At 64.6% G+C, this 12,583-nt stretch carries 9 protein-coding genes; 2 read left to right on the forward strand and 7 right to left on the reverse strand.

Translation table 11 applies throughout. The features are described 5' to 3' along the window. Nucleotides 1–17: 17 nt before the first annotated feature. The 7 genes from QF038_RS10665 to QF038_RS10695 form a co-directional block, all read right to left on the reverse strand. Complete coding sequence (locus QF038_RS10665; RefSeq protein WP_307610111.1) at nucleotides 18–686, reverse strand: 1-acyl-sn-glycerol-3-phosphate acyltransferase; 669 nt, start codon at nucleotides 684–686, stop codon at nucleotides 18–20. After that, nucleotides 673–1,389, reverse strand: a complete 717-nt coding sequence (locus QF038_RS10670) for an HAD hydrolase-like protein (protein WP_307610112.1) — start codon at nucleotides 1,387–1,389, stop codon at nucleotides 673–675. The genes QF038_RS10665 and QF038_RS10670 overlap by 14 nt, the downstream gene beginning before the upstream one ends. Before the next feature lie 80 nt (nucleotides 1,390–1,469). After that, the gene (uvrA, locus tag QF038_RS10675) at nucleotides 1,470–4,394 is read right to left on the reverse strand and encodes an excinuclease ABC subunit UvrA (protein ID WP_307610113.1); all 2,925 of its coding nucleotides are present in this window, start codon (nucleotides 4,392–4,394) and stop codon (nucleotides 1,470–1,472) included. Nucleotides 4,395–4,441: 47 nt separating this feature from the next. Next, nucleotides 4,442–4,819, reverse strand: coding sequence for a GntR family transcriptional regulator (locus tag QF038_RS10680; protein WP_307610114.1), 378 nt, complete (start codon nucleotides 4,817–4,819; stop codon nucleotides 4,442–4,444). Further along, on the reverse strand, nucleotides 4,816–6,558 hold the full coding sequence (locus tag QF038_RS10685; protein WP_307613447.1) for an ABC transporter ATP-binding protein: 1,743 nt from the start codon (nucleotides 6,556–6,558) through the stop codon (nucleotides 4,816–4,818). Before QF038_RS10685 ends, QF038_RS10680 begins: the two co-directional genes overlap by 4 nt. Nucleotides 6,559–6,641: 83 nt before the next feature. After that, on the reverse strand, nucleotides 6,642–8,399 hold the full coding sequence (locus QF038_RS10690; protein ID WP_307613448.1) for an ABC transporter ATP-binding protein: 1,758 nt from the start codon (nucleotides 8,397–8,399) through the stop codon (nucleotides 6,642–6,644). A gap of 165 nt (nucleotides 8,400–8,564) precedes the next feature. Further along, a complete protein-coding gene (locus QF038_RS10695; RefSeq protein ID WP_307610115.1) occupies nucleotides 8,565–9,341 on the reverse strand; it encodes a trans-aconitate 2-methyltransferase in 777 nt (258 codons plus the stop codon). 93 nt (nucleotides 9,342–9,434) lie between these two features. Here QF038_RS10695 and QF038_RS10700 point away from each other — a divergent pair, with 93 nt between their 5' ends. Beyond that, nucleotides 9,435–11,981, forward strand: a complete 2,547-nt coding sequence (locus QF038_RS10700) for an RNA helicase (protein ID WP_307610116.1) — start codon at nucleotides 9,435–9,437, stop codon at nucleotides 11,979–11,981. Nucleotides 11,982–12,081: 100 nt separating this feature from the next. Further along, nucleotides 12,082–12,582, forward strand: coding sequence for a GNAT family N-acetyltransferase (locus QF038_RS10705; protein WP_091418762.1), 501 nt, complete (start codon nucleotides 12,082–12,084; stop codon nucleotides 12,580–12,582). Nucleotide 12,583 lies beyond the last annotated feature (1 nt).

The raw sequence follows: 12,583 nt of genomic DNA on the forward strand, positions 1-12,583 counted from the left end.
GCACCTCCGGAGGACCGCTAATCGGCGATTTTGCTTTGGTTGTAGCTGGCGGAGCGTTCCTGGCCGCTGAGTTCGGCGATGGCGTCCATAACGCGGTCCGTGACCTCCCTGCGGGCCGGAAGCGAATGGTCCGGCCCGGTCTTGTCGAAGTACAGCGGCTCCCCCACCTTCATGATGAAGTGCTGCGGCCTGACCCCCTTTTCACCGGCCCGCTGCAGGTTTTCGGTCCCGATCAGGCCCACCGGGATCACGGGCGCCCCTGTGGTCAGTGCCAGCCAGCCCACGCCAGTTCGGCCGCGGTAGAGGATGCCGTCACGGGAACGGGTGCCTTCAGGGTAGATTCCGATTCCCCTGCCGGATTCGAGGATGTCCATCAGGGTCTTGAGCGCCTGGACGCTGGCGGCCTGTTCGCCGCGCTCCACCGGAATGGAACCCACGGATTCGAAGAAGGCCTTCATGACCTTGCCTTTGACGCCGCGGGTGGTGAAGTACTCGGCCTTGGCGAAGAATGCCACGGGCCGGGGCATCAGCGCCTGGACGATGACGCTGTCAAAGAACGACAGGTGGTTGGGTGCCACAATGAAGGGCCCGTCGGCGGGCACATTCTCGATGCCGACGACGGTGGGCCGGCAGGTGCCCGCAATCAGGCTCCGCGTGGTCCAGCGGACTGCTTCAAACATTTCCATCGTTGGTCACCTCGCTCATGGCGGCCGCGTGGACGGACTCAAGACGGTTGATGGTGGTCACCAGCTCGTCCGTGGTGGCCACCACGGCAACGGCTCCGGCATTTTCCAGTTCGCTGTCCGGGGCAAAACCCCAGGCAACGCCAATGCAGTCCAGGCCGTTTGCCAGGGCACCTGCAACGTCCTGTGCCCGGTCCCCAACCATCAGGGCATGCTGCGTGCCAAGGTCCTTCAGCGCGGCGGCGATGATCTCCGTCTTGCCCACCGGAACCCCGTCTACTGCGGACTCGTCATCCGCTGAGCCGTGGATGGCCTGGAACAGTCCGTCGATTCCGTGGTGCCCCAGGACGGTGCGGGCCAGGCCCTGGGGTTTCTGCGTGGCCACGGCCACCGGCCGGCCCGCCGCCGCAAATGACTCCAGGATTTCGCGGATACCCGGGTACAGGCGGCTCTGGCCGATGCCGGTAGCCACGTAGTACTCGCGGTAGCGGCGGATCACCTCGTCGAGCAGATCCGCCGGAACCTGGGCCACGTTCAGCAGCGAGTCGCTCAACTTCGGGCCGATCATCGCTTCGAGCAGGTCCTGGCCGGGAACCGGAAGCCCCAGCGCCTGAAGGGCTGCAGCTATTCCATCGGTTATTCCGCCGGCCGGATCGACAAGAGTGCCGTCCAGGTCAAAGATCACGGGCACTGTTGTTTGAGTCACCGGGTTAGTTTCTCACGACAGCACTGATGCCTGAAACTCGCATTCCCGACACGGAATATTTCCCCTGCCAGGCTGGCTGCCTACGGCAGGATCTCAGCGAGGAAGGCCGCCGTGTGGCTGGTGGTTGACTTCGAGATCTGTTCCGGCGTGCCGGCAGCAACAATCTGGCCCCCGCCTGAACCGCCGTCCGGCCCGAGATCCACAACCCAGTCGGCGCTCTTGATGACATCCAGGTTGTGCTCGATGGTGATCACCGTGTTGCCCTTGTCCACCAGGCCCTGCAGCACCATCAGCAGCTTGCGGATGTCCTCGAAGTGCAGGCCCGTGGTGGGCTCATCCAGGACGTAGACGCTGCGGCCGTTGGACCGCTTCTGCAGTTCGGCCGCCAGTTTGACGCGCTGTGCCTCGCCGCCGGACAACGTGGTGGCAGGCTGGCCCAACCGGACATAGCCAAGTCCCACGTCCACGAGGGTGTTCAGGTGGCGCGCGATCGGAGAAAACGCCGCAAAGAACTCGGCGCCCTCCTCGATGGGCATGTTCAGGACATCCGCGATGGTTTTGCCCTTGTAGTGGACTTCCAGCGTTTCGCGGTTGTAGCGGGCGCCGTGGCACACCTCGCAGGGCACGTAGACATCCGGCAGGAAGTTCATCTCGATCTTCAGCGTGCCGTCACCGGAACATGCCTCGCACCGCCCGCCCTTGACGTTGAAGGAGAAGCGTCCGGGAAGGTAACCGCGGACCTTCGCTTCTGTGGTTTCCGCGAAGAGCTTGCGGATGTTGTCAAAGACGCCGGTGTAGGTGGCCGGGTTTGAGCGCGGAGTCCGGCCGATGGGGCTCTGGTCAACGTGCACCACCTTGTCCAGGTGTTCCAGGCCCTGGACCGTTTTATGCCGGCCGGCAACCTGCTTGGCACCATTGAGCTTGTTGGCCAGCACCTTGTACAGGATTTCGTTGACCAGGGTGGACTTCCCTGACCCGCTGACGCCGGTGACGGCGGTGAAGAGACCGAGCGGGAAGGCGGCGTCGACGTTGAGGAGGTTGTTCTCCCGGGCGCCAACCACCTTCAGCTCACGTTTCTTGTCATACTTCCGGCGTTTCTTGGGGACCTCGATCTTCTTGCGCCCGGACAGGTAGTCCCCCGTCAGCGAAGCGGTGTTCTCGAGCAGCTCTTTGTAGGACCCGGAGTGGACCACCTGGCCGCCGTGTTCGCCGGCGCCCGGTCCAATGTCCACCACCCAGTCAGCCACGTGGATGGTGTCTTCGTCGTGTTCCACCACAATGAGTGTGTTGCCCATGTCGCGCAGCCTGGTCAGGGTGTCGATCAGGCGGCGGTTGTCCCGCTGATGCAGCCCGATGGACGGTTCATCCAGCACATACAGGACACCCACCAGCCCGGAACCGATCTGGGTGGCCAGCCGGATACGCTGGGCCTCGCCGCCGGACAGCGTGGCGGAGGGCCGTTCGAGGTTCAGGTATTCCAGCCCGACGTCCAGCAGGAAGGTCAGGCGTGCCTGGATCTCCTTCAACACCTGATGTGCGATCTGCGCTTCGCGGCCGGTCAGCACCAGGTTGTTCAGGAAGTCGGCGCAGTCCCGCATGGGAAGGGCGGCGACGTCGGCAATGGACTTCCCGTTGATGAGCACCGACAGGGACGCAGGATTGAGGCGGGCGCCGTTGCAGGCAGGGCAGGGGATCTGCCGCATGTACTCTTCGTAGCGGTCGCGGGCCCACTCGGAGTCCGTCTCGCCGTGCTTCCGGTGTACGTATTGGATGGCACCTTCGAAGCCGGTGCTGTATTTCCGTTCCCGGCCGAACCGGTTCTTGTACTGCACCACCACCTTGTGGTCCTTGCCGTGCAGCACTGTCTGCCGGACATCACTGCCCAGCTTCTCCCACGGCGTATCCATGGAGAACCCGAGTTCCTTCGCGAGGCCTTCGAGGAGCCTGTTCCAGTATTCGGTGGTGGCCGTGCCCAGGGACCAGGGAGCGATGGCGCCCTCAGCCAGCGAAAGCTCGGGGTTGGGAACGATCAGTTCCTCGTCCACCTCGAGCTTGGTGCCGATGCCGCTGCAGGCTGCGCAGGCGCCGAAGGGGTTGTTGAAGGAAAAGGACCTGGGCTCGATTTCGTCGATGGCCAACGGATGTTCGTTGGGGCACGCCAGGTTCTCGGAGAAGGCCCGGAGCCGGTGCGGATCATCGGCTTCCAGGTCCACGAATTCGGCGAGGACCCTGCCCTCGGCGAGGCCCAGGGCAGTTTCGATGGAGTCGGTGAGCCGCTGGCTGATGCCTTCCTTGACCACCAGCCGGTCCACCACTACTTCGATGGTGTGCTTGAACTGCTTTCCCAGCTTGGGTGGATCGTTGAGCTGGACCAGGTTGCCGTCCACCCGGGCACGGGAGTAGCCCTTCGCGGTGAGTTCCTTGAAGAGGTCGACAAACTCCCCCTTCCGGCCGCGCACTACGGGGGCGAGGACCTGGAAACGGGTGCCCTCGTCCAGTTCCAGCAACTGGTCCACAATCTGCTGCGGCGTCTGCTTGGCTACCGGCTCACCGCAGACAGGGCAGTGCGGCCGGCCCACGCGGGCCCACAGCAGGCGCATGTAGTCATAGATCTCGGTGATGGTTCCCACTGTGGAGCGGGGGTTCTTGCTGGTGGACTTCTGGTCGATGGAGACGGCCGGGGAGAGCCCCTCGATGAAGTCGACATCCGGCTTGTCCACCTGGCCCAGGAACTGGCGGGCGTACGCGGAGAGCGATTCCACGTAGCGGCGCTGGCCTTCGGCGAAGATGGTGTCGAAGGCGAGGGATGATTTGCCGGAGCCGGACAGCCCGGTGAAGACGATCATGGCGTCGCGCGGCAGGTCCAGGTCAACGTTGCGCAGGTTGTGCTCCCGCGCCCCCTTCACCACAAGGCGGGACAGGTCCGGACGCTTGGGCGCTGCGGACGGGGCGAGCGAAACTTCAACGGATTGGAGGTCAGATTCTTCAGCTACGGCTTTAGGCACCCACTAATGCTAATCGAAAACTTCTTCGAACACCCACGCGGGGATCCTCAGGTGCCGTCGTAGGCTGCAGCGAGCAGCTGCACGGCCTCTGCAAAGGAGGCGCCTTGGGCTTTCGCGGCTGCCGCGTACTCGGCAGCCGCGGCGGACAGGCCGCCGAGCCGTTCGTCCCTGGCGCACACCACGGTGCCGTTCCTCCCCCGGGTGGCCACGACGCCGGCCGCCTCCAGTTCCTTATACGCCCTCGCCACCGTATGGGGTGCCACATCCAGCTGCTCCGCCAGCGCCCTGACCGCGGGCAGCCGGGTGCCCGGCGGCAGCTTCCCGCCGTCGGCCAGATGGATCACCTGGAGCCGCAGCTGCTCGAACAGCGGCACCGAACTGGCTGCATTCGGCTTCCACGTCCCCGGGAAGCCCCCGGCTGTCAAAGTCCGGCCTCGAGCGCGCTGCTGCGTCCCGCCTGCAGGGCGAACTGTGCGTTGTAGAGGCGTGTGTAGTAGCTGTTCGCAACGAGCAGCTCCTGGTGGGTGCCTTGCTCGACGATCCGTCCGTGGTCCATGACCAGAATTAGATCAGCGTCGCGCACTGTGGACAAACGGTGGGCGATCACGAAGCTGGTCCGGCCACGGCGCAACCGGTTCATCGCCTGGCGGATCAGCAGCTCCGTCCGGGAGTCCACCGAACTTGTTGCCTCGTCGAGGATTTGGATGGAACGGCCCGCAAGCTGTGCCCGGGCGATGGTGATCAGCTGCCGCTGGCCCTGGCTGAGCCCGTCACCGCCGTTTTCCAGGACTGTGTCATACCCCTGCGGCAGCGACCTGACGAAGCGGTCCACATAGCTGGCCTCGGCTGCGGCCAGGATGTCCGCCTCGGTAGCTCCAGGCCTGCCGTAGGCGAGGTTTTCCCGGATGGTGCCGGCGAAAAGCCACGCATCCTGGAGGACCACGCCGAAACGCTCCCTCAGGCGGTTTCGGGGAACAGCGGCGATATCCCTTCCGTCGATGGTGATCCGGCCGGAATCCGGTTCACAAAAACGCAGGAGGAGGTTGATCACGGTGCTTTTGCCTGCCCCCGTGTGCCCAACAATCGCTACCGTCCGGCCCGGGTCCACGCTGAAGGACAGATTGCGCACCGCTGGCGCTGCTCCAGGGTATCCGAACGTCACATTGTCAAAGACGATGCGGCCTTCATGATCCCCGGCATTTGGAGCAACAGGCGCACCTGCGGCCGGGGACGGCGCATCGTGTGGCTCCTCGCGGGTATCGAGCAGGGCGAAGACCCGGGCCGCGGAAGCCGCGCAGGATTGCATGAGGTTGAGCATGCCGCCAATCTGGCCAACGGGCTGGGTGAAGAGCCTGCTGAACTGGATAAAAGCCTGGATGCCGCCGATGGTCATGGCGCCGGCGATCACCTGGAGGGCACCCACCACCGCAACGGCGATGTAGCTGAGGTTGGACATCAAGGCCATCAGCGGTTGAACAACCCCTGCCGAATACTGCGCCCGGGTAGCTGCCCGGGCCAGCCGCTCATTGCTCCGGGCCACCACGTCTGCCGCCTGCGCCTGCCGCCCGAAGGCTTTGATGACCTCATGGCCCGTAATGAATTCCTCCATGTGCGCATTCAGCTGGCCCGTTTCCATCCATTGCTTCTCGAACTGGGCTTGCGATTTCCGGGCCACCTGCACAGTGAGCAGGGTGGACAGCGGCACGGTGGCAATCGCAATGGCTGCCAGCAGTGGCGAGATCCACAGCATCATGGCCAGCGAGCCACACAGCATCAGGACGGACATGATGAGCTGTGTGAGGAGCTGGTTCAGGGCCTGGGTGATGTTGTCGATATCGTTCGTGGCGCGGCTGAGGACATCGCCCCTGGACCGCTCCCCGAAGTAACTGGCCGGGAGCCGGTGCAGTTTTCCCTCTACCGCCTCCCGGAGTCCATACATCAAGCCCTGTACCGAGCGGGCGGAGAGTGCCCCCTGGATCCAGTTGAACAGGGAGGCGCCGGCGTACATAAGTGCCACGGTTCCCAGGATGAGCGCCAGCGCAGCCTGGTCCAGGTTCCCGTGGAGTACGCCGTCCACTACAAGGTCGGTGGCGTCGCCCAGGTATTTCGGCGCGGCCACATTAAGCCCGGCGAATGCGCAGGTGGCCGCGACTGCGCCCAGCATGTGACGCCGGAAAGGCCGGAGCAGCCCAAGGAGCCTGCGGGCGGTGGGCCAGAACCTGGCCGCCGGGTCCCCGGCTTCCGTAGTCACTGCCGGCCGTCCAGGGCAAGCTGCGATTCCGCTATTTCCCGGTACGTGGCCGATGTCTCCAGCAACTCCTGGTGCGTTCCCTGCGCTACCACCCGCCCGCCGTCGAGCACCAGGATGAGCCCGGCGCCTTCCACGGCGGAAATCCTTTCCGCTACAACAATCACCGTGGCCGATGCCAACGTTGACTGGAGAGCCTGCCTGAGCCGGGTATCGGTGTCGTAGTCCAGTGCTGAGAAGCTGTCGTCGAACAGGTACAGCGGAGCGTTGCGCAGGAGCGCACGGGCAATGCACAACCGCTGCCTCTGGCCGCCGGAAAGGTTGGTGCCGCCCTGGCCCAGCGGAGTGGCGAGCCCCAGCGGCAGGTCCCGCATAAAACGCATGGTCTGGGCGGTCTCCAGGACGTCCCAGAGTTCCGCGTCCGTGGCGTCCGGTTTAGCCATTCGAAGGTTGTCGCCGATAGTGCCTGTGAAGAGGTGGGACCGCTGTGGAACAACCGCCATGGATGCCCGCAGGCTGTCCAGCGACACCGCCTTGATGTCCACCCCGCCCAGGCTGATGCGTCCTGCAGTGGAATCAAGGAAGCGCGGAATGAGGTTGAGGAGGGTGGACTTTCCGCTGCCGGTTGAACCCACGATTGCCGTTATGGTGCCCGGACGGGCGGTAAAGCTGATGTCGGTCAGGACCGGAGCCTCGGCTCCCGGGTAGGAGAAGCCAACGTGGCTGAACTCCAGTGTGGCCGGCCCCAGCGGGTCCGTTGCCAGGGGAAGCGGCTGCAGGAGCGGCGGGGAAAGGGACTCGGGGTTCTCTGGTTGGCGTACTGATGGCTCAGTATCCAGGACCGCGCTGATCCGCTCGGCACTGACGGATGCGCGGGGCGCTGTCATCAGGACGTACATGGACATCATGATGGCGAGCAGGATCTGCAGGATGTAGGCGATAAAGGCCGTAAGGGCGCCGATGTTCATCTCGCCCGCCTGGATTCTGTGCCCGCCGAACCACACCACGGCCACTGAAGAGATGTTCACCACGAGCATGACCATCGGGAGCATGCCTGCAACCAGCAGCGCAGATGAGAGGTTGTTGGCGGTGAGGCTGCTGTTGACCCGGGCGAAGCGCCGGGTTTCATGGTCCTGGCGGACAAAGGAGCGGATCACCGCGGCGCCGATGATCTGCTCCCGAAGGATGCCGCCGGCGCGGTCCAGCAGTTCCTGGCCGTCGCGGTACAGCGGGATCAGCCGCCGGACAATGAGGTACATGATCAGCAGGAGCAGGGGCACGATAACGATCACCACTGATGACAACGCCACATCCTGCTGCAGCGCCATGGCCACTCCGCCCACCCCCATCGCCGGCCCGGCCACCAGCATGGTGAACACCAGTACAGCGAAGGCCTGGATCTGCTGGGTGTCGTTGGTGGCCCGGGTAGTCAGGCTCTGGGTTCCGAAGACGGCAACATCCTGGGAGGAAAGCGACTGGATTTTGGCAAAAATCTCACCACGGAGCTGTTGGCCCATCTTCATGGCGACCAGGGCAGCAAGGTAGCCGGCTGCTATGGCGGCCGCCGCCTGCAGGACGGCGATCACTGCCATCACCATTCCCAGGCGCGAGATGACTGCGGTGTTGCCGGCCACGATGCCGTCGTCGACGATCGCCGCATTCACCGTTGGCAGCAGGAGGTTGGCTGCGGCCTGCACCAGTTGCAGGAGAACGATGGCCGCGATCCGGGCTTTGTACCCGTCCAGCAGCCGCCTCATCAGAGCGATCAGCACCACACCTCCACGGTGATTGGGTTGCCTGGAAGGGCGGCGGGCGGCCACCCCACTCAGCCAACCCCGCAATTGTAAGGCATATCACTTACTTCCTTTGTCATATCACGTGACCAGCCTGTGGAGAACGTCCAGCGAATGGACTTTCACCCGCTATTCCTTGCGCCCTACCGCAAAGATCCGGCGGAAGGGAAACACTGTGCCGTGGACGCCAGGCGGATACGTCTCCCGCAGCAGTGCGCCGTATTCTGCTTCGAAAGCTGCGCCGTCTTCGAGTGAGAGGACTGCCAGGACCGGCCGAAGCGCTGTGCCCCGCACCCACTCCAGTACAGGATCCTGGCCGGGCAGCACCTGCTGGTAGGTGGTCTCCCACGCATCGGCCGTGAATCCGGCGTCGAGCAGGATCCCCAGGTACTCCGCAGGCTCACCCACGGACTCGCCGCCCCGCAGCACTCCCCGCAGCTTCGGTTCCCAGCGGGGTGAGCCGGCCAGCCCGCGCATCAATGCATGTGAGGGGGCATTGAAGTTGCCGGGAACCTGCATGGCAAACCAGGAACCCGGATGAAGGGTGGCCAGCCACTTCCGCATCATGTCCTGGTGGCCCGGCACCCACTGCAGGGCCGCGTTGCTCACCACCACGTCCGCTTCGTCCGATGGAATCCAGTCGGCGATATCCATCAGCTCAAAGCGCAGGGACGGCGTGCTGTCCGCAACCGCCGCGGCTTTGGCCAGCATCTCGGCCGAGGAGTCCAAGCCTACGACGTCGGCCGCGGGCCAGCGCTCGGCGAGTGTGGCGGTGAGGTTTCCCGGTCCGCACCCCAGGTCCACCACCTGTACGGGCCGGTCTGCGTGGACCCTGCCGGTGAGGTCAAAGAATGGGCGGTTCCGGTAATCGCCGAACTGCACGTACTTTGCCGGATCCCATTTCATGCTTTCCTCCACTTTCGGGTGCCGCAGGTATCGGGAAGCCTAACCCGATCGGAACGGATTTCCGGGCGCGCCGGGGCACTAAGCTGGAAAACAATGAAACTCGTTGACCAGCTGCCCGAAGTCTCCGCCCGGGACCTGCCCGCGTCCGCCGTCGATCCTGATGCCCTGTACTCCCTGTTCCTGGAATGGACGCAGAGCCGGGGGCTGGACCTCTATCCCGCGCAGGACGAGGCCGTTATGGAGCTGGCTACCGGGGCGAACGTGATCCTTGCTACCCCGACAGGCTCCGGAAAGTCGCTGGTGGCCATCGCCGCACACTTCCAGGCGATGGCCCAGGGCCGGCGCAGCTACTACACCGCGCCCATCAAGGCGCTTGTCTCGGAAAAGTTCTTTGCGCTGTGCGAGATATTCGGGGCCGAAAATGTGGGGATGATTACCGGCGATTCGGGCGTCAACCAGGACGCGCCCATCATCTGCTGCACTGCCGAAATCCTGGCCAACACCGCCCTCCGGGAAGGCGCGGCCGCGGAACTGGGATCCGTAATCATGGACGAGTTCCACTTCTACTCGGACCCGCAGCGCGGCTGGGCCTGGCAGGTGCCCCTGCTGGAACTCCCCCAGGCCCAGTTCCTCCTGATGTCCGCCACGCTGGGGGACGTCAGCCGGTTCGAAAAAGGCCTGACGGACCTGACCGGGCGTCCCACCACCACGGTGAGCTCGGCGGAACGGCCCATCCCGCTGCATTACTACTACCACGAGATTCCCGTGCACGAGACGCTGGAAGAGCTGCTGTCCACCCGGCAGGTTCCGGTTTACGTAGTGCACTTCAGCCAGATTGAAGCGATAGACCGCGCCCAGACGCTGATGAGCATCAACGTGTGCACGCGCGAAGAGAAGGACAAAATCGCGGAGCTGATCGCCAACTTCCGCTTCGCTGCCGGCTTCGGCAAGACCCTTAACCGGCTGGTCCGGCATGGCATCGGCGTGCACCACGCCGGAATGCTTCCCAAATACCGCCGCCTGGTGGAGCAGCTGGCCCAGGCCGGGCTGCTGAAAGTCATCTGCGGGACGGACACGTTGGGGGTGGGCATTAACGTGCCCATCCGCACCGTGGTCCTGACGGCCTTGAGCAAGTACGACGGCGTCCGCACCCGGTTGCTGAATCCGCGTGAGTTCCACCAGATCGCCGGCCGCGCCGGACGGGCCGGCTACGACACCGCGGGCACGGTGGTGGTGCAGGCTCCTGAGCACGTCATCGAAAACGTGAAGGCAATGGCCAAGGCCACCGCCAAGTTCGGCGACGACCAGCGGAAGCTGCGGCAGGTGGTGAAAAAGAAGCCGCCAGAGGGTTTTGTGTCCTGGGGCGAGCCTACGTTCAAGCGCTTGGTTGAATCCGTGCCGGATCCATTGAGCTCCAGCTTCACAGTGACACATGCCATGCTGATGAACCTGATGGAGCGGCCCGGTGACCCGTTCGCGGCGGCGCGCCGCCTGTTGACGGAAAACCACGAATCAAGGTCATCCCAGCTGCAGCTGATGAAGAAAGCGCTGGGAATCTACCGAGAGCTCCTGGCCGCCGAAGTGGTGGAGCGGATTCCCGCCGGGCAGCAGGGGCCGGACGGCCGCACCGTCCGCCTCACCGTCCATCTGCAACCCAACTTCGCCCTCAACCAGCCGCTGTCCCCCTTCGCGCTCGCCGCACTGGAGCTGCTCGACCCGGAGTCGCCGTCGTACGCCCTGGACGTGGTGTCCGTGATCGAGGCGACGCTTGAGAAGCCGCGCCAGATCCTGTCCGCGCAGCAGAAGAAGGCCCGCGGCGAGGCTATCGCGGCCATGAAGGCAGACGGCATTGAGTACGACCAGCGGATGGCCATGCTCGACGAGGTGACGTATCCGCAGCCGCTGGCAGACATCCTGGGCGAAGCGTTCGACGTGTACCGCAAGGCTGCCCCATGGGTAGGCGACTTTGAGCTGGCTCCCAAGTCAGTGGTGCGGGACATGTACGAACGTGCCATGAATTTTGGCGAGTTCGTACAGTTCTATGGGCTGGCCCGCTCGGAAGGCATCGTGCTGCGCTACCTCGCCGATGCTTTCAAGGCGCTGCGGCAGACAGTGCCGCAGGACATGCTGCGCGATGACCTGGAAGATCTCATTGCCTGGCTGGGCGAGCTGGTCCGGCAGGTCGATTCGAGCCTCCTGGATGAGTGGGAGGAACTGACCTCGGGTGCGGCTCCCACCCCGCACGATGCACCGCCGCCTCCCCCGCCGTCGCTCACGTCCAATATCCGGGCCTTCCGGGTCATGGTGCGCAACGAAATGTTCCGCCGGGTGGAGCTGTTCGCGGACGAAGACGCGGAAGCCCTGGGCGAACTGGACGGCGCTGCCGGGTGGGAAGCCGGGCGCTGGGAGGACGCCCTGGACGACTACTTCGACGAGCACAACGACATCGGCACCGGTCCGGACGCCCGCGGCCCCGGGCTGCTGATCATCACCGAGGAACCCGGCGTGTGGAAGGTCCGGCAGATCTTTGACGACCCCGCCGGGAACCATGACTGGGGCATTTCCGCGGAAGTGGACCTGGACGAATCGAACGAAACCGGGACAGCGGTCATCCGGGTGACGGATGTCAACCGGCTCTGACCGCCCGCAGTGTCTCTACAGAGCCCCCGCCGGCACAGGCGCTGCTCCTGACTGCGCTGCCTGACTGCACCGGCACAGGTGGCGGCGGTAAGCTCGAACAATGAGTGTAATCCGCCCTGCAACCCCGCACGACGTCCCCGCGATCCTCCGCATGATCCACGAACTGGCGCACTACGAGAAGGAACCGGACGCAGTCCGGAACACTCCGGAAATGCTGCAAGAGGTTCTCTTCGGCGACAACCCGAGGGTCTTCGCCGCGATGGCGGAAAATGACAACGGGGACGTGCGCGGTTTCGCCCTATGGTTCCTGAACTACTCCACCTGGGAAGGTGTGCACGGGATCTACCTGGAGGACCTCTACGTCAGCCCGGAGGCCCGCGGCGAGGGGCACGGCAAGGCGCTGCTGCAGCATCTGGCCGGCATCGCCGTCGAGAACGGCTACGCGAGGGTGGAGTGGAGCGTCCTGGACTGGAACGAGCCCTCCATCAACTTCTACCGGCGATTGGGTGCCCGGCCGATGGACGGCTGGTCCACCTTCCGGCTCACCGGCGAGGCGCTGGAGCAGTTCGGCAGCGCTGTTCCCGCCACCGCCAATGGCTAGC

Source organism: Pseudarthrobacter sp. W1I19 (assembly GCF_030817835.1).
GTDB lineage: Bacteria > Actinomycetota > Actinomycetes > Actinomycetales > Micrococcaceae > Arthrobacter.